The organism is Nocardia sp. bgisy134 (assembly GCF_965341865.1).
GTDB lineage: Bacteria > Actinomycetota > Actinomycetes > Mycobacteriales > Mycobacteriaceae > Nocardia.
The window spans coordinates 122,906-140,652 of record NZ_CBDQZP010000002.1; the positions used below are offsets into that span (position 1 = coordinate 122,906).

Genomic DNA, 17,747 nt, shown 5'->3' on the forward strand with positions numbered 1-17,747 from the left:
TGTAGGCCGTGAGCGCAGTTTCTGTTTCGGAGCCCGACGTCCGGCCGGTACTCGCCGAAGCCGTGGACCTGGCCCGCCGTGCGCTCCTGGAGTTGGAGCCCTCCGCCGTCGGCGCGCACCTAGGTGTCAGCGCCGAGGACGAGAGCGCGGCGACCCATCGGTTCGAGGCCACGCTGCCCGGCTATCGCGGCTGGCAGTGGGCCGTGGTCGTGGCGGCGCCGCCGGACGCGGACCGTGCGACGGTCAGCGAGTCCGCGTTGCTGCCCGGCCCCGACGCGCTCGTCGCGCCCGACTTCGTGCCGTGGGAGCAGCGCATCCGCCCGGGCGACCTGTCGCCGGGCGACCTGCTCGCCCCGGCGCAGGACGACCCGCGCCTTGCGCCCGGCTACGTGGCCAGCAGCGATCCCGAGATCGACGAGGTCGCGCTGGAGATCGGCCTCGGCCGCACCAAGGTGCTCAGCGAAGAGGGCCGCGTCGAGGCGGCCGAACGCTGGTACTCCGAATACGGCCCCGACACCGACATGGCCAAGGCCGCCCCCGCCACCTGCGGCACGTGCGGCTTCTACCTGCCGCTGGCGGGCGCGCTGCGCGCCGCCTTCGGCGTCTGCGGCAACGCGATGGGCGCCGACGGCCGCGTGGTGCACGCCGAATACGGCTGCGGAGCCCACTCCGACGTGGTCGCGCCGACCGGCAGCGGCTCCCCGCTCTACGAGGCCTACGACGACGCGGCCTTCGACGTGATTCCGTCCGAGGAGCTGGGCAAGCCCGCGAGCCGGTCCGACGTGGTCGCCGGTGACGGGGCGCAGTCCGCTCCCGAAGCCGTGAGTGCCGAAACTGCCGCGGACGAAGGTGTTTCCGCGGCCGCCGAGACCGAGGCACAGGTCGTCGACGGGGAGAGCGTTGCCGCCGCTGTCGATTCGATCGGCGAGCAGACCGCGACCATCGACACGTCGGCCGGTACCGAGGTCGGAGGCGATTCGGCCGAGGGCGTAGCCGCTGCCGAGGATCTCGGGGTCGAGCAGGCAAAGCCGGTCGCCGAAACCGCGGCCGTCGCCGAACCCGTTGCGCATCCGGAAGCGATTGCCGACGCCACCACCGCCGAATCGGCTGTGGCCGCCGCGGTGGATGCCGAAAAGGATTCGGAGCTCGGCGGTTCGGTCGCCGATGAGACCGTGACCCCCGAGCAGAGCGGCGTGCGCGAAGCGGCAGCCGAGGAGCGGGCCGCTGCCGATGCGCCGGTGTTCGACGAATCGGCGAACGCGGAGACGAACGCAGCTGAACCGGTGACCGGTGAAGTGCCGTCGTTGGATGCCGGCCCGGCGGCCGAATCGGTTGCTGACGTAGCGCCTGCGGCCGAGTCGGTTGCGGCTGAATCGGTGATCGGTGAAGCGGCATCGTTGGAGACGAGCCCAGCAGCCGAATCCGTGGCTGACACAGCGCCTGCCGCCGAGGCGAAGACGGCCGAAGCGGTGACCGGTGAAGCGTCGATGGTGGAGAGCAGCCCAGCGGCCGAGTCGGTGACCGACGCAGCCCTCGCCGTCGAGCCGGGCGCGGAAGCAGGCGAGGGGCCGACGGCCTCGGAGTCGAGCACTGCCGAGCCGGGTGTGGCTGAATCGGTGACTGGCGAAGCGTCGACGGTCGACAGCAGCCCGGCGGCCGACGCAACGCCCGCCCCCGAGTCGGGCGCGGTGAGCGTGGACGCAGGCGACGTGCAGCCGTCGACCTCGGATGACGCCTCGGCACCCTCGGAGTCGAATGCCGCCGAGCCGGTGACAGCTGAGGTGCCGTCGCTGGAGGCGACCCCGGCCGAATCCCCGACCGATGCAACACCTGTCGCCGAGTCGAGCGCGGTGAGCGTGGAAGCGGAGGATGTGCCACCAACGGTTTCGGATGATGCCTCGGCCCCCTCGGAGTCGGACGCTGACGAGCCGGTGACGGGTGAAGTGCCGCCGCTGGAGACGAGCCCGGCCGAATCCCTGGCTGATGCAACACCTGCCGCCGAGTCGACCGCGGTCAACGCGGAAGCCGACGATGTGCAGCCGTCGCTTTCGGAGGACGCCGCCACAGCCGCGGGCACCGAAGCGCCCGCGAGCGACGTTGCCGCCGAGCCGGGTTCGACGCCCGCCGCGCAGGCGGGTGCGGATGACGAGGCGGAATCGCGGCCGGAGTCCGGGTCATAGCCGCGGAACTGGTCGGCTCGGCCGACCCGTTCGGCACCGAAGGGCTGCGCGCCGCCGTTCTCGCCTCGTGGCGTGATTCGCCGACCCGGCTTCGGGAGGACGCCGCCACCGAGGCGGATCTGGTCCGCGCCGGTTACCGTGACCGGCTGCTGACCGAGATGGCGCAGAACGCCGCCGACGCCGCGGCCAAGGCGGGCGTCCCCGGCCGGGTTCGCGTCCAGCTGGACGGTCGTACGTTGTCCATCGCGAACACCGGTGCGCCATTGGACGTTTCCGGCGTGCACGCCCTCACGGCTCTGCGGGCTTCCGGAAAGGCCGAGGCAGCCACGGTCGGTCGTTTCGGCGTCGGGTTCACCGCCGTGCTCGCGGTGAGCGACGACATCGAGTTCCGCTCCACCACCGGATCGCTGCACCTCTCCCGCGACAGAACGCGAGAGGCGCTGAGCGAGGGCGGAATAGCCACGCCGAACGCGGTGCGTCCTGATCGGCCTGCCGATGCGGACCCTGCCGCGCCGACCTTCCAACCCCCTGCGCTTCGCTTGGCCTGGCCCGTCGAGGCCCGCCCCGCACCGGGCTTCGATACCGAGGTCGTGGTGCGCCTGCGCGCCGACGTGGACGCCGAGGCCCTACTCACCGCCATGCACGACGAGGCCGCGGATCTGCTCCTGGAACTGCCCGCCCTGCAAGTCCTTCGGATCGATGACGCCGAGTTCACCTCCGTGGTGCGCGAACTCGGCGACGGTCTGGCGGAACTGGGGGTGACCGGTCCGGACGATCGCCGCCGCACCTGGTGGCAGTTCCGTACGCCGCGCGCGCGATGGCTGCTGCCGCTGCGCGACGGCAAGCCCCACGCCGCGCCGCACGACGTCCTGCGGGCACCCACTCGTTCCGACGAGGAACTGTCCCTGCCCGCCCTGCTGATCGCCGATATCCCGATGCAGCCGGACCGGCGCCGCCTGCTGCCCGGCGCCCGCGTCGCCGAACTGGCCTCGGGCTATGCCGATTTCGCACGGGCGCTGCCCCCGGGCGAGCGTCTCGTCCTGGTCCCCGCACCGGGTTTCGCCCGCAGCGAGGCCGACGGCCTGCTCCGCGAGGCCCTCGTCCGCGAACTGCAAACCCACTCGTGGTTGCCCGTGGTCGACACGAGCGCGGGGCGCACCGAATCCGGTCCGGCGGACGCCGGCACCCTGGAAACGGTCGATCGCAGCGGTGAACTCGGCCAGGGCATCGACCTGGATCGAGGCGCGGCACCCACGGCGGTGCCTACTCGCGCGAGCGTCTTCCCCTACCTCACACCGGAATTGGCCCGCCTCCTGGACGACGTGGTCGGCTCCCTCGTCATCCCCGAACTGTCGGACCGCGCCCACACCGAAGCACTCGCGGTGCTCGACGTGCATCGCCTCGGCCTGGCGAGGCTCGCGGAGCTGTCCGGCGGTGTGGATCGCCCGCCCGCCTGGTGGCGGGAGTGGTACGCGGCGCTGGAACCGTTCGTCGTGGACCCGCTGACCGCCGAGGAACTCGGGGCGCTGGCTGTTCCGCTGGCCGACGGCCGCTTGGTGACCGGTCCGCGCACCGTCGTCCTGGACGACCTGCTCGAGGTCGCCATCCCGTTGCACTGGGCGCGCCTCGTGCATCCGGAGGCCGCGCACCCGCTGCTGTCGCGCCTCGGCGCTCGCTCGGCCACCGCCGAGGACCTGCTCGCCGATCCGGCGCTGCACGCGGACCTGGCGGACCACCCGGACGATCCCGACCTGGTCGACGCAGTGCTGCGCTTGGCCGCGCACGCCGATCCGGACGCGCTGCCGCCCTGGCTCGGCATGATCGAATTGCCGGACGCCACAGGCGAATTGCTGCCCGCCGACGAACTGCTGCTGCCCGAGGCGCCGCTGTACGCGTTGCTGGTCGAGGACGCGCCGCTCGGGACCCTCTCCGAGGAGGTCGTGGCCGAGTACGGCACGCAGGCGCTGCGAGCCGTCGGTGTCGGCTGGGATTTCGGCATCGTCGCCGAGTCCGATCCGACCGGACCCGATCACCATCTGGACGACGAAGAGGCCTGGTGGGCAGGCCTGCCCGAGGAACCGTCCGAATTCGTCGCCGTCCGCGATCTGGACCTGGTCGACGACATCGCCTGGCCGGACGCCCTGCACCAGCTGCTTTCCGAACCGCGGACCAGGCGTCTGCTGGCCGACCCGGACGGCTACACCGCCTGGTGGCTGCGCAGGCACGCGCGTTTGGACGGCATCCCGCTCGGCCACTACCGCCATCCCCGCGACGCCGAATTCACCGGCCTCCTCCCGGAATTCGCGGTGCCTGGCCTGAGCCACGCCGATCTGGAGGTGCTGCGCACCGTCCTCGCGAATCCGGAGCGGATCACCCCGGACCTGGCCGACGCCCTGCTGGCCGCGCTGGCCGATCCGGCGAACAGCCCTGAGCCGGAAGTCGTTTCGCGGGCGCACCGCCACCTTGCTGCCGTGGCGGACCGCCTGGACCTCACCGAGCTGGTGCTGCCGGAACGGGTGCGCGCGCTGTCCGGCGCGACGGTGGCCGCCTCGGACGCGATGGTGCTCGACCTGCCGTGGTTCGGCCTCGCGCTGCCGCCCGATCGCCTCGTCTTCGGCGATCAGGAGACCGCATCCGGCCTGGCGACCCTGCTCGACCTGCCGCTGGTGTCGGAGTCGGTTACCGCCGAGGTGCTCGGCGCGGGCCTGCGCACCTCCTGGTCTGCGGCGCCGCTGGGAGTTGTGCTGCGCCAACTGTTCTCGCTCGCGCCGCAGGAGGGCGAGCTGGTGTTGCACGAGGACCTGCGGGTACGTCTTTCGGGGGCGGCGACCGGCACGGTGTCCGTGCCATGGTGGCGTACGGGAACCGAGACGCATGTCCGCATGCCCGCTGCGGTCGACGGAACGTCGCCCGCAGCTTCCTGAGCGGCTGTTACGCCGCGTACCCCGCGATCATCTCGCTCAGCAGATCGAGCTGGGTGCGCACCGCCTCGCTGTCGTTGTCGACGAGCCAGCGCAGCACGACGCCGTCGATGACGTTGAGGGTGAAGCGGCTCAGGGTCTGCACCGGCACCGACCACTCGGTGGCCGTGGCGTCGCGCGCGTGGTCGAGGATGTCGGTGAGCGTCGAGTCGTTGAAGGCGTACTGCTCGCGCGCGATGGCGAGTTTTTTCGGGGTCTGTTCCCCTTCGCGCAACGCATAAGTCGTTGTTTCGTAGGTGAGCAGTTGTCGTTCCGGTGTGGCCTCGATGTTGAGCCACATCAGTTCGAGCCCGGCGCGCACCAATTTTTGAAGCGCTTCTTTTCCACTTTCGACGTCTTGCCAAACTGTTTCATTGGCGTCGACGGAATCGCGTAATTCCATCGACAACGCTTTGACCAGCTCGGTCATCAGCGCGTCCTTATTTTCGAAACAGTAATGCACCACACCGAGCGAGACACCGGCTGCTTGAGCCACATCGCGCGTGGTCACGCCTGCCACGCCCTTTTTTTCGGCAAGGCCGATCGCGGCCTCGATAAGGTGGGCCCGTCGTTCTTCGACGCTCAATCGGGAGGACACCTCAGCGAGTTAAGCGCCCGCAGCGCGCGCAGTCAATTCGCGCCGCAGAAAAATCTGGACTGGACGAATGTCCAGTTGTGTGGTTCGCTGCCAAACGGAAGAAGGGAGGCTCGGATGCCGGTGCCACGCAGAACGGTTCTCGCCCGAACCGCGGTAGGTTCGGCCGCGCTCGCCGCCACGAGCGTCGTGCCGGGGCTGACCGCCACACTCGGGGCGAGCGCCGCCGCCGCACCGGACGCGGGCTACCAGGCCGGCGTCGGCCTCTCCGACCTCACCGGGCCGGCCGCCGAATGCGGGATGATGGGCTACTCCCAGCTCGAGCAGACCACCGCGGGCATCCATCTGCGTCCGCGCGCCCGTGCGTACGTGATCGCCGCGGGCGGGCGGCGCATCGTCTTCGTCGTCGCCGAGAACGGCATGATCTTCCAGTCGGTGCACCGCGGCGTGCTGCTCGAGCTGGCCCGCCGCTTCGGCGATCTCTACACCGAGCAGAACGTGCTGCTCACCTCGACCCATTCGCACGCGACCTGCGGCGGCTCCAGCCACGACTATGCCTACAACCTGTCCATCCTCGGCTTCCAGCAGCAGGTGTACGACGCCGAGGTGAACGGGATCGTCGAGGCCATCGCGGCCGCGCACGCCGATCTCGCGCCCGCCGCCCTAGCGCTCGGCCGCGCGGAATTGCACGACGCCAGCGTCAACCGCTCGCGCGTCGCCTTCGATCGCAACCCCGCGGCCGACCGCGATCACTTCCCCGAGGCCATCGACCCGGCCGTGACCACGCTCTCGATTGCCAAGGGCGGCAAGCGGGTCGGCGCCATCACCTGGTTCGCGACCCACAACACCTCGATGACCAACGCGAACCGGTTGATCAGCGCCGACAACAAGGGCTACGCCTCCTTCACCCATGAGCACACCGAACACGGCGTCCGATACCTCGACGGCGCACCGGACTTCGTGTCCGCCTTCGCCCAGACCAATGCGGGCGACATGTCGCCGAACCTGAACCTGCGCCCCGGCTCCGGGCCGACCGAGGACGAGTTCGAGAACACCCGCCTGATCGGTGAGCGGCAGTACCGCGCCGCCAAGAACGCGCTGACCGCAGCGCGCGCGCTGAGCGGACCGATCGATTCCCTCCTCTGCTACATCGACCTGGCCGATATCGCGGTCGACGGACGCTTCACCCCGGACGGTCAGCCGCGGCACACGGCCTCGGCCGCCGCGGGCGTCTCGTTGATCGCGGGCAGCGTCGAGGACGGGCCCGGCCTGCCGGGCGGGCCGATTCCCGAGGGCGTGCGCAATCCGTTCCTCGGCGCGCTCGGCGATCCGAACCAGCCTGCGCCCGCTTGGCTCGCGGATGCCCAGGCGCCCAAGGCGATCGCCGCGCCGCTCGGTCTGCTGCCGCCGGTGCCGTGGGTGCCGAGCGTGGTGCCGATCCAGCTGGTGCGGATCGGCGAGCTGTATCTGGCGGCCGCGGGCGGTGAGTTCACCATCGTGTCCGGGTTGCGCGTGCGCCGCGCCGTGACGGAGGCGCTCGGCGTCGGTCTGGACCAGGTGCTGCTCCAGGGCTATGCCAACGCCTACCACGAATACGTCACCACGCCGGAGGAATACGACGCCCAGCAGTACGAGGGCGCGTCGACGCTGTACGGGCGCTACACCTTGCCCGCCTACCAGCAGGAATTCCACCGCCTGGCAACGGCTTTCGCGGCCCGCACCGCGGTTCCGCGCGGCCCGGCCCCGCGAGACGTGTCGAACCTCCAGCCGAACTTCGTGCCCGCGCCGGGGCCGGACGCCACTCCGCCGGGGCGTGGCTTCGGCGACGTGCTGATCCAGCCCGCCTCCTGCGCTCGCGGGGAAAGGGTTGTCGCCGAATTCGTTTCGGCGCATCCGAAGCACAACCCGCGCCGCAACGGCACCTTCCTCGAGGTGCAGCGCCGAACCGGAAGCGGCTGGGTGCGCGTCGCCAACGAGGGGGAGTGGGCGGTGAGATACCACTGGAGCACACGCGGCTCGGCCGAATCGGTGGCCGGGTTCAGCTGGGACGTGCCCGCCGACGCGGAGCCGGGCGACTATCGGTTCGTGCACTTCGCCGACAGCCTCGGCGCCGACGGCGTGCTGCGGCCGTTCACCGGGGTGAGCGCGGAATTCCAGGTGAGCTGATCACCGCAGACCGGTCTGCGCGCCCTTGTCGCCGCGCCGGGCGCCGCGGCGCTGGATCAGGAAGATGGTCAAGCCGATCAGGCCGACCACCAGGCCCATCAGGCAGACGGGCCGGGCCGACTCCCAGCGCTCGCCGCTCGCCCACACGACGATGGTGGCGATCACCCACAGGGCGCTGCCGACGGCGAGCACCGGCCGCGGATCGGTCAGCCGCGGCGGGATCTCCGGCACTTTCTGGGTCACGGCCTCAGCGTAGCGGCGGGAACAGGCGTCCCGCAGTCGGCCGGTCCCGTATCGTTTGCCACTGTGACAACGCCATCGGATGTTCGAGCCCTCGCCGGTGAACTCTCGCTGGCGGTGGTTCGGCTGACGCGACACCTGCGGGGGCGTCGCGCCGACTCACAGATCTCGCTCACCCAGCTCTCCGCCCTGGCCACGCTGGCGCGCGAGGGTGCGATGACACCGGGCGCGCTGGCCGCCAAGGAGCGGGTGCAGCCGCCGTCGATGACCAGGGTGATCGCTTCGCTGTCCGACCTGAACCTGGTGGAGCGCAAGCCGCATCCGACCGACGGACGCCAGATCATCGTCTCGCTCTCCGAATCCGGCCGTGCGTTGATCGCCGACGAGGCCAGCGCACGCGAAGCCTGGATGACCGAGCAACTCTCGTCCCTCACCGACGACCAGCTTGCGGTCCTCACCCAGGCCGTCACCATCATGAAGCACATCGTCTCCGAATCGGAGTAGCCCTCGTCGCACGCGTCCCCCACGCCTCGCAGCGATTGCGAGCGCTGCGAAGCGTGCGCACGGTCCCCGAACTCAGCCGGCGCCGAAGGGGCGGTCGGAGTCGACGATCTCGCGGCCGAGGGGGAAGAGCGAGAGGGGGATGAACTTGAGGTTGGCCCAGCCGAAGGGGATGCCGATGATCGAGAGGAACAGCGGGATGCTGGTGAGCAGGTGGCCGAGGGCAAGCCACCAGCCGGCCACGATGAACCAGATGATGTTGCCGATCAGCGAGCCCGCGCCCGCGCCCGGTTTCTCCACCGTGGTGCGGCCGAACGGCCACAGAACATAGGCCGCGATGCGGAACGAGGCGATGCCGAACGGGATCGTGATGATCAGGATGAAGCAGATGATCCCGGCGACGACGTAGCCGAGCGCCATCCAGAACCCGGCGAAGATGAGCCAGAGGATGTTGAGAACCAGCTGAAGCGGCTTCATGTTCTCCAGGATGCCAGCCTGTCGCCGACCCGTGGGGACATTCCGGGTCGGGCGCGGAACCCGCACCCGGTCCGAGGAAGCCGCGGTCAGAAGAACCAGCCGAGCACCGCGTCCCGGTCGGCGCCGAACGCCTCCTCGAGCGCGCGCAGCGTGCCGTAATCCTTGACCTGGAGCCGATTCGCCGCCGCGAACGCGCGCGCCGAGTAAGCGCCGAGGTACATGCTGCCCAGGACGTCGATGCCGAGCTCGATGTCTGCCGCCCGGTCGGTGGGCGCGCACTCGGCCTGTCCGTTGCGCACGGTGAGCGCGAACGTGCCACCCGCCGCGCGGAACGGGTCGGTGACGCCGAGGACGACGTCGAGATCGGTCCCGTAGTCGCGGGCCGTCAGCGCGCCGGGGACGTTCATCAGCCGCAGCCAGAGGTTGTCGTAGCGCGCGGTGGTGCGGACCAGCCGGGGATTCCGCAGCAGGTACGGGAGCGGGTCGTTGTCGCTGAGCTCGGCCTTGACCTGCGTGACCAGGTCCAGACCGAACAGTGCGCGCCAGAGCGCGGCGTGCGCGTCGGTGGTGACCGTGCGCATCTCGACGACGTCGACGATCATCTCCCTGCCCTCGCGGTAGTAGCGATAGAGCGCGTAGCCGTCCGGGTGCAGCAGCGTGAACAGATCCGAGCCGCCGCCGCGGAACCGCTCCGGATCGGCGAACAGATGGCCCCACGACGCGTCGGGCCGCACTTGCGCGCCCGGGGTCGGCCTGCGCCAGCGGTCGTAGATCTCGCGCACCCGGTCGGCGACGTCAGCGAGCATCACGAGCTCGACGCCGCCGGGATCCGGTGTGCTGGGCAGGAATTCGACGAACCTGCGATCGATCTCGACCGCGTTCAGCCGCACCGTCGGCCCGTACCCGAACCGCCCGTAGATGCCGCCCTCGCTCGCCGTGAAGATGGTCAGCGGCAGGCCCTGCGCCTCGGTGCGCCGATGCTGTTCGGTGTACATGGCGCGCAGAATGCCGCGCCTGCGGTGCGTGGGCGCGACGCCGACTCCGGCGATGCCGCACGCCGAGACGGTCCGCTCCCCGGGCACGGTCAGGATCATCTCCCGCGACCGGACGTGCCCGACGACGCGGTCGCCGTCCACCGCCACGATGACGTCACGCGGCGGGAACAGTTGCGCCGACCGCTCCAGCCACGCCTCGTCCGACCTCGTGCCGAACGAGGTCTCCACGAGTAGCCGCACCCCCGCCGCGTCCTCCTCGGTGGCCGATCGGACGGTGATGCCGGGTACGAGCGTCATGCGCCGATCGTCACACGACTCCCGCCCCGGCGCACCCGGTTTTCCGGCCGAGACCCGGTCGGGAAAGCCCGATCGCCGTGTCCGCACCGGCCGGTCGTTGTCCGGTCCGTACACCGGATCCAGCGGGTGGACCTGGGCCGTTGCCGAGCAAGTGCGGGTCGAGGTCGAACGCGGCGATCCGCCGGTATCCGGTCAGCAGTTGGGCCGTGAAACGCGTCGCCTCATCGACGGTCGCCCCGGTGACGGCGGTCACCGTGGCGGTATCGGACGTGTCGGTTCTAGCGTCGACCTCCTTGGCCAGTCGCAGTGCCGACTCGGCGACCCGTGCTGCTCGATCGAGATCGGCAGCAGCACAGGGAGTTTCGGTCGTGCGCAGGGCGCGCGTCCGAGCGTTCGGTGTAGGTGTGCCATCTTCTCCCCCGCACTCGCGCGCGATGAGGTCGGACCAGTCGCGCGTCAGCTGCTCGTGCAGGGTGCTGATCGTGCAGGGTCTCGGAATCGCCTGCGGCCGAGCAGATCATCCGATCGGGATCCGACCACGCCGGGCCGGTGGTGACGGCACGGCCCGTCGGTCCGGCGATGGCGAAAGCGAACAGAATCGCATGCATCTCGCGGTCACCCTGCCTCGTGCGCTTCCGCTGATTCGGCGGCTCGACTCGCCGAATCAGCGGCGTCCCGCGCGGTGGACGGGTGCGGTTTCGAGCGCCCGGCCGGGGCGGGCAGGATATGGCGGTGGCCGAAGTGATCGATATCGATGATCCCAGCGATCCCCGGGTCGACGATTTTCGCGACCTGGCGTCGGCGGATCGGCGGCCGGACCTGCCCGGTCGCAAGGGACTGGTGATCGCCGAGGGCGTAGTGGTCGTGCAGCGGATGCTGGACTCTCGGTTCCGGCCGAGCGCACTGCTCGGAGTGGCGCGCCGGTACGAGCAGTTGACCGAGGATCTGGCGACGGTCGACCTGCCGTATTACCGGGCCAGCGCCGAGGTGATGGCGGAGATCGTGGGCTTCCACCTCAATCGCGGGGTGCTCGCGGTGGCGCGGCGCCCGCCCGAGTTGACCCTGGACGAGGTGACCGAGGGCGCGCGCACCGTCGCGGTGCTCGAGGGGATCAACGACCACGAGAATCTCGGGTCCATGTTCCGCAACGCGGCCGGACTCGGGGCCGAGGCGGTCCTGTTCGGCGATCGCTGCGCCGATCCGCTGTACCGGCGTGCCGTGCGGGTGTCGATGGGCCACGTCCTCCGGGTGCCGTTCGCTCCGGTGCCGGACTGGCCGAACGGCCTGGAGGTGCTACGGAGCAAAGGATTTCAGATCATCGCGCTCACGCCGAATCCCGCGGCGCCGAATCTGGCCACCGCCATGACGGGCGAACGGGTCGCGTTGCTGCTCGGCGCGGAGGGGCCCGGCCTCACCGAGGACGCGATGCGCGCGACCGATGTCCGCGCGCGCATTCCGATGTCTCCGGGCACCGATTCGCTGAATGTGGCCACGGCCGCGGCGATGGCGTTCTATGAACGGGTGAGAACGTCGTGAGGGACAAGGACATGGTGGATCACCCGACGAACGGTGCGTACCGTCCCTATCCGCCCGCGCAGGATCCGACGCCGTGGGCCGCGGGTATCACCGTGACGGTGATGGTCGCGCTGCTGGCGGCCGTGGCCGTCTACGCGTTCGGCATCGCCCTGGCCCAGGTGCATCCGCTGCTGGCCGTGGTGGTGAACCTGGTGGCGGCGGGTGGCGCCGCGCCTACCGCCTGGCGTGCGCGGTTCACGCCGGTGACCAGGTGGGTGTTGCTCGGCTGCGGAGTGGGCGTGGTGCTCGGCTGGCTGGCGCTCGTCGTCGAGGGTCTGTCGGCGCTGTGAGAAGACCGGCTGTGCAAAGGAAACGGGGCACTTGACGCTCCGCGGATCCGACGCGGGGGTTGGTCCAACGTCGCTTTGGTTCGATGCCGGGCCGGTCCGATTCAGCCGACCCGGTCGCCTCCGCGCAGCCAACCGAACAGCCCACGCCTCGGCTTGATCTCGGTCCGGAGCCTTTCGGAATCGACCAAGGTCGAGTGGTCGGGCGCCGCGCCTTTCGCGTACAACGTGAACCCGCACACCGCGATGTCACCGGGCACCAGCGCGCCTTGGGCCGACGGGGCGCGGTAGTGGAAGCCGAGCCACTCGTTGTTGGCGGCATCGGCGAAGTCGGGCGGGTCGAAGGGCAGCGTCTGCGGGTCGGGCAACTCCCCGGCATGCCAGCGAACGGGATGCTCGCCCGCCCAGAAAGGTCGCTCCCACACCAGCGGAAGGCCCTCGTCCTCCAGGATGTTCACCCTGGTCGAGCTGAACGCGCGGCGGAATTCCCCGCGCTCCCAATGCGCGAACGCGCCCCAGTTGATGGCGGTGTCGAAGGAGAGCAGGTAGGTGTGGTCGGAGGCGAGCGGGCGCACCAGAAGCTCCGGCAGTTTCGTCGGCCGCGGCAGTGCGGCCTGCGCCGAACACACCACGGTGACACCGGGATAGCAGCCGATGTACACCTCGTCCAGGTCAGGGCCCGCGCAGCCGCCGAGGGTGCCGACCATGATCGGCACCACGTCGCGGTCGGCGTAGAGCTGCTTGGCCAGTGCCAGCGCGGCGTCGGGGTCCGGGTCGTGGTCAGCGCGCAGTACCGCCAACGGGTCGGGGGCGTCGACATACCAGAGGGACGAGGCTTTGGACAGCATTTTCCGGCACCTCCCGATGGTCGCACGAAACTACTCCGCGAACTTCCCGCTACCTTTCGTGTCCGGTGACGGTGCGCGTCATCCGGCACGTATCGAAAAATCTACTCGCCTCGGACGACCCGCGACGCAGCTTCCGTGACGGAACACGCCAGCGCGCCGAAAATTTCGGGTCCAGCAATCTGGGCGAGTCACCCAGCAAACTCTGCGGGGAGATGGTACGAGCCGGAGCGCGTCGATTCGACTCAGTGACCCGAGCTGCGCACGCCGAGCAGCACGTCCTCCCAGGACGGCATGGGCGCCTTCCCGCGCTTGGTGCGGTTCGGCTTGGCGGGAGCGGACTTGCCGTTCGCGTTGCCGGACTTGGTGTTCTCCTCGGCGGGCGCGGGGTTCGCTGCCGGTGCCGAGGTGTTCGCGGACTGCGCGCCGTTGGTGGGAGCGCTCGCCGCAGGGGCGGCGTTCGTGCTCGCCGCCTGCGTCGTGGTGCTGTTGCTCGCGGCCGGTATCGCTGCGGAACTGCCGCCTGCGGCCGGTATCGCTGCGGAACTGCCGCCCGCGGCCGGTATCGCTGCGGAACTGCCACTCGCGGCCGGAATTGCCGCGGCGCTGCCGCCGGTGGCCGGGATCGCCGCGGCGCTGCCGCCTGCGGCGACCGCGCGCTGCTCGAAGTACTCGTCCAGCGTCGGCTGCTGCTGCCGGGCCGTCGCGGGACGCGCGCCGGTGGCGGCGGGCGTTTCCTTGCGCGGCTCGACGACGGGCTCGGCGGGCTCGGGCGCCTCCAGCTCGGCCTGCGGCGGAAGCACTGTCGCCAGACCGCGCAGCGCGCGACCGAAATCGGGATCGATCAGATCCGCGGCGGGATCATCGAGCGGCGAGACCGAACCGCCGTGCGCGTCGGGCTGGTAACGCCAGTGCGCGGCGATCTCGGAACGTCCGTTCTGCCACTGCAACTGGGCCACCCAGTAGCCCTTTTCGTCCTTCCACGCATCCCACTCGGCATTCTCGAGCGTGTGCCCACGCTCGGTGAACGCGGCGGTGACGATATCGATCAGAGTTTCCACGGCGGGGCCGTCGGGACGCACCGGGTGCGCTTTCTGCGCGAGCTCGGCGGCCCGGGCGCGCTCCAGCAACACCGGATACGCGAAACGCTCGACCCGGCTCGCGGGCATGCCGGATTCTTCGGTGACCTGTTCGACGGAGGCCCCGGCACGGATACGGGCCTGGATATCGCGGGGACGCATAGACGCTTCCATTTCGATCTCGATCTGGCCGAATCGGGCAAGGTCTCCGCGCGCGGCGGCTCGTAGCTTGTCGTCTGCGGGCAGCCGGAACTTCTGGCCGGACTCGGTGTCGATGCACACGATGTGCGTGGAGTCGGGCGTCACCCCGATCACTCGAAGTTCACGCACCGTTACCTCCTTATCGCGTCGGCTCGCGACACCGCCCACTTTCCGAAACAGTAGTGCACAGTCGATGATCTCGAGGCAAGACACGCGGCACCAAAATCTGCCGCGCTTTAGAGGAAACGGCTAGTGTTTGCTCTTTGGTTCGGTGCGCGAGGGGTTCACTGGGTTGCTGGCGCACATGCCCAGGGCGGGTATGCGGGCTGTGTTTTTGGCGCGCTGGCGCGCGCGTGTTCGCGGCCCTTATGTCTCGCTTCCGAGCGGTCGGGACTCGCGACTTCGTCGCATGCGCTTCGACCGCTCGGAAGCGAGACGGCCGCGAACGGGCTCGTAAGACTCGCCCTGGACGGGGCTGGGAGGCGGGGAATTTCGGTTGTTCAGTGGGGTTTACCGCTTTTCGGCGGGGTGCCCACGTAATCGTGGTTCGAGCGCGGCGCCCGCGGTCTGGGGTCAGACCACGGGCACCGGGAAATTCGCTCAGGAAAGCTTTTCGACGACCCAGTCGATGCTGCGGGTGAGCTGGCTCACGTCCTCCGGGTCGATGGCCGGGAACATGCCGACGCGCAGCTGGTTGCGGCCCAGCTTGCGGTAGGGCTCGGTGTCCACGATTCCGTTGGCCCGCAGCACCTTCGCGACCTGCGCCGCGTCCACCGAGTCGGCGAAGTCGATGGTGCCGACGACCTGCGAGCGGTGCGCCGGGTCGGTGACGTAGGGGGTCGCGTATTCGCTCGACTCGGCCCACGAGTACAGCCGCGAAGAGGAATCCAGCGTCCGCTTGACCGCCCAGTCCAGACCGCCGTTGGCGTTCAGCCACTCGATCTGGTTGGCGAACAGCAGCAGGGTGCCCAGCGCCGGGGTGTTGTAGGTCTGGTCCTTGGTGCTGTTGTCGATCGCGACCGGGAGCGAGAGGAACTCGGGGGTCCAGCGGCCGCTGTCCTTGATCTCCTCGACCCTGGCCAGCGCCGCGGGGCTCATCAGCGCGACCCACAGGCCGCCGTCGGAGGCGAAGCACTTCTGCGGCGCGAAGTAGTAGACGTCGGCGTCGGCGATGTTCACCGGCAGGCCGCCCGCACCGGAGGTGGCGTCGATGGCGATCAGCGCGTGCTCGGAACCGGCCGGACGCTGCACCGGAATGGCCACGCCCGTCGAGGTCTCGTTGTGCGCCCAGCCGATCAGGTCGGCCGACGGGTCGGCCACCGGCTCGGGAGCGCTGCCCGGCTCGGACGAGACCACGATCGGGTCACCGATGAACGGGTTGCCCTTGGCCACGGCGGCGAACTTGCTGGAGAACTCGCCGTTGGTCAGGTGCAGCGAGCGCTCGCGGATCAGGCCGAACGCGGCGGCGTCCCAGAACGCGGTGGTGCCGCCGTTGCCGAGGACGACCTCGTAGCCGTCGGGCAGGGCGAAGAGCTCGCGCAGGCCGCTGCGCACACGCGCGACCACGTCCTTCACCGGCTTCTGCCGGTGGGAGGTTCCGAACACCGAGGCCCCCACCTTGACGAGGGACTCCAGCTGTTCCGGGCGCACCTTGGAGGGGCCACAGCCGAACCGTCCGTCGGCGGGCTTGAGGTCGTCGGGAATGGTCGGGAACGCAGTGGTCATGGCCAACAGAATAAAGAGTGTCCGACCTGCTCGGTTCGTGCGGGTGGGTACCCGAGGCCCGTGACGTCCCGGAAATCGGCGAAGGTGTGATCAATTACTCATAGAACCAACGTATTGCTGTGGCGCACGCCACAGTCCGGCTACCCTTTCCGGCCATGGGCATGGCGTCGGCTGATTCCGGGTGGCGGATTCGCGCCCGGCGACCACGGAATTTCGGTCTGCGGGCGGGCGCCCTGTCGGGCGCGGCGCGGCGCGAATTGCTGATCCGCGGCACGGCGGGATCGGCGACCATCCTCGGCATGCGGAAGAGCTCGGCGCCGTCGTTCGCGCTGCCCTTCGTGGCGGGTCCTGGGCCGCAGCCGCGGCGAGGTGAGCCGAGTCACGTGTTCTGGGTTCGCGTGCAGATCGACGAGGAACTCCCGTACGAGACCAGGGTGCGGCAGCGGGTGCGCGAGGAAGACCTGGAGTGGATGCAGCCCGCCGACGTGGTCGCCTGCCGGGTCGATCCGGGGGACCGGGACCGGCTGGTGCTCTATATCCCCGACGCGGACGAGGCGGCCAGGGTGAGCATCGCCAAGATCCTCGCCGATGGGCGCAGGGCCGACGCCACCGTGCTGGCGGCCGCGCCGGTGGCGGCCGACTACTCCGGCCGCGACGATCCGGTGCTCCGCCTCGATCTCGAGCTGCACGCCTGGGACGAAGCGCTGCCGTGGCGGGTCCGCCTGATCCAGCCGGTGCCGCTGGCCGCCCTCGGCCTGGTCGACCTCGGCCAGCACCTCGAGGTGGCCTTCTTCACCGTCGATCACGGTGAATCCGTCGCGGTGGACTGGGCGGCTTCGCTCGGCGACGAATAAGGGCGTCTCGCCCCGGCGTGCGGGGTGGATTCGGGCCGCTCGCACTAGGGTCGTCGGATGTGAGTGCGGTGCGGTCGAGACACAGTTACGCCGGACAGTCGGTCGCGGAGCGGCAGGTCGAGCGGCGCGCGTTGTTCTTCGAGGCCGCGCTCACGGTGTTCGCGGAGAAGACGTACGCGCACAGCTCCATCACCGATATCTGCGCGGCGGCGGGGTTGTCCCGCAGGCAGTTCTACGAGCAGTACGCCGGCCGCGAGGAACTGCTCGTCGAGGTCTACGACCGGATTCACGAGCAGGCGCGCGACGCCGTGGCGCGGGCGCTCGCCACGGCGGACATCGTCGAGCCGCGCGTGCTGGTCGACGTGGCCATCCGCGCCTACATCGAGGCCGTCGTCGGTGACATCCGCAAGGCGAAGGTCGCGTTCGTCGAGATCGTCGGGGTCAGCGAGGCGGTGGAACGGCATCGCGCCGACGTCAGGGATCGGTGGGGCGCGGTCGTCGAGGCCGCCGCTGGATCGTTGCCGGGAGTGCGCACGCCGCCGGGTGGCTGGCGGGTGGCCATGGCGGCGTTCATCGGGGCGGTCAACGGCCTCGTGCACCAGTGGAGCCTCGACGATCCACGGCCGCCCGTCGAGGTGCTCGTCGACGTGCTGACCACGCTGCTCACCGCACTGGCACTGCCGGACGACGCCTCGAACTGATTGCGTCCCAGACACATCCGTGCCATAGTGTGCCCCAGATTGAGACGCAGGCGTCTCAATCTCGGAAAT

15 protein-coding genes are annotated in these 17,747 nt (G+C 70.0%); 8 read left to right on the forward strand and 7 right to left on the reverse strand.

The genetic code is table 11. The features are described from left to right. Nucleotides 1-8 precede the first annotated feature (8 nt). Nucleotides 9-2,180 carry a DUF3027 domain-containing protein gene (locus tag ACRWNM_RS04580; RefSeq protein WP_431963810.1) on the forward strand — a complete coding sequence of 724 codons (2,172 nt, stop codon included), beginning with the start codon at nt 9-11 and terminating at the stop codon, nt 2,178-2,180. Between the two features lie 158 nt (nt 2,181-2,338). After that, a complete protein-coding gene (locus tag ACRWNM_RS04585; RefSeq protein WP_431963812.1) occupies nt 2,339-5,104 on the forward strand; it encodes a sacsin N-terminal ATP-binding-like domain-containing protein in 2,766 nt (921 codons plus the stop codon). 7 nt (nt 5,105-5,111) lie between these two features. On the opposite strand, the gene ACRWNM_RS04590 is transcribed toward ACRWNM_RS04585, so the two are convergent. Next, nucleotides 5,112-5,726, reverse strand: coding sequence for a TetR/AcrR family transcriptional regulator (locus tag ACRWNM_RS04590; RefSeq protein WP_431963814.1), 615 nt, complete (start codon nt 5,724-5,726; stop codon nt 5,112-5,114). Nucleotides 5,727-5,852: 126 nt separating this feature from the next. Here ACRWNM_RS04590 and ACRWNM_RS04595 point away from each other — a divergent pair, with 126 nt between their 5' ends. Then, nucleotides 5,853-7,901, forward strand: coding sequence for a neutral/alkaline ceramidase (locus tag ACRWNM_RS04595; protein WP_431963816.1), 2,049 nt, complete (start codon nt 5,853-5,855; stop codon nt 7,899-7,901). Here ACRWNM_RS04595 and ACRWNM_RS04600 read toward each other — a convergent pair whose 3' ends face one another. Next, nucleotides 7,902-8,144 (reverse strand): DUF2530 domain-containing protein, encoded by a 243-nt coding sequence (locus tag ACRWNM_RS04600; RefSeq protein WP_357409388.1) that lies wholly within the window; start codon nt 8,142-8,144, stop codon nt 7,902-7,904. It abuts the gene before it with no gap. 63 nt (nt 8,145-8,207) lie between these two features. Between ACRWNM_RS04600 and ACRWNM_RS04605 the strand changes: the two genes are divergently transcribed. Next, nucleotides 8,208-8,645, forward strand: coding sequence for a MarR family winged helix-turn-helix transcriptional regulator (locus ACRWNM_RS04605; protein ID WP_431963818.1), 438 nt, complete (start codon nt 8,208-8,210; stop codon nt 8,643-8,645). A 72-nt stretch (nt 8,646-8,717) separates the two neighbouring features. Here ACRWNM_RS04605 and ACRWNM_RS04610 read toward each other — a convergent pair whose 3' ends face one another. Further along, nucleotides 8,718-9,119 carry a YccF domain-containing protein gene (locus ACRWNM_RS04610; protein ID WP_431963820.1) on the reverse strand — a complete coding sequence of 134 codons (402 nt, stop codon included), beginning with the start codon at nt 9,117-9,119 and terminating at the stop codon, nt 8,718-8,720. An 86-nt stretch (nt 9,120-9,205) separates the two neighbouring features. Next, the gene (locus tag ACRWNM_RS04615) at nt 9,206-10,411 is read right to left on the reverse strand and encodes a GNAT family N-acetyltransferase (RefSeq protein ID WP_431963822.1); all 1,206 of its coding nucleotides are present in this window, start codon (nt 10,409-10,411) and stop codon (nt 9,206-9,208) included. Nucleotides 10,412-11,143: 732 nt separating this feature from the next. Between ACRWNM_RS04615 and ACRWNM_RS04620 the strand changes: the two genes are divergently transcribed. Then, nucleotides 11,144-11,947 carry a TrmH family RNA methyltransferase gene (locus tag ACRWNM_RS04620; RefSeq protein ID WP_431963824.1) on the forward strand — a complete coding sequence of 268 codons (804 nt, stop codon included), beginning with the start codon at nt 11,144-11,146 and terminating at the stop codon, nt 11,945-11,947. Between the two features lie 11 nt (nt 11,948-11,958). Further along, nucleotides 11,959-12,276: a DUF2537 domain-containing protein gene (locus tag ACRWNM_RS04625; protein ID WP_431964517.1), complete on the forward strand. Its 318-nt coding sequence runs from the start codon at nt 11,959-11,961 to the stop codon at nt 12,274-12,276. Between the two features lie 101 nt (nt 12,277-12,377). Here ACRWNM_RS04625 and ACRWNM_RS04630 read toward each other — a convergent pair whose 3' ends face one another. The 3 genes from ACRWNM_RS04630 to serC all read right to left on the reverse strand — a co-directional run bounded on the left by ACRWNM_RS04630 (nt 12,378) and on the right by serC (nt 16,123). After that, nucleotides 12,378-13,121 (reverse strand): DUF6928 family protein, encoded by a 744-nt coding sequence (locus tag ACRWNM_RS04630; RefSeq protein ID WP_431963826.1) that lies wholly within the window; start codon nt 13,119-13,121, stop codon nt 12,378-12,380. 242 nt (nt 13,122-13,363) lie between these two features. Further along, the gene (gene sepH, locus ACRWNM_RS04635) at nt 13,364-14,527 is read right to left on the reverse strand and encodes a septation protein SepH (RefSeq protein ID WP_431963828.1); all 1,164 of its coding nucleotides are present in this window, start codon (nt 14,525-14,527) and stop codon (nt 13,364-13,366) included. Between the two features lie 471 nt (nt 14,528-14,998). After that, entirely contained in the window at nt 14,999-16,123 is a 1,125-nt protein-coding gene (serC, locus tag ACRWNM_RS04640) for a phosphoserine transaminase (RefSeq protein ID WP_357409397.1), read from the reverse strand. Nucleotides 16,124-16,242: 119 nt separating this feature from the next. Between serC and ACRWNM_RS04645 the strand changes: the two genes are divergently transcribed. Both ACRWNM_RS04645 and ACRWNM_RS04650 read left to right on the forward strand, forming a co-directional pair. Next, complete coding sequence (locus tag ACRWNM_RS04645) at nt 16,243-16,977, forward strand: hypothetical protein (RefSeq protein ID WP_431963831.1); 735 nt, start codon at nt 16,243-16,245, stop codon at nt 16,975-16,977. Between the two features lie 59 nt (nt 16,978-17,036). Beyond that, on the forward strand, nt 17,037-17,678 hold the full coding sequence (locus ACRWNM_RS04650) for a TetR/AcrR family transcriptional regulator (protein WP_431963833.1): 642 nt from the start codon (nt 17,037-17,039) through the stop codon (nt 17,676-17,678). Nucleotides 17,679-17,747: the final 69 nt, after the last annotated feature.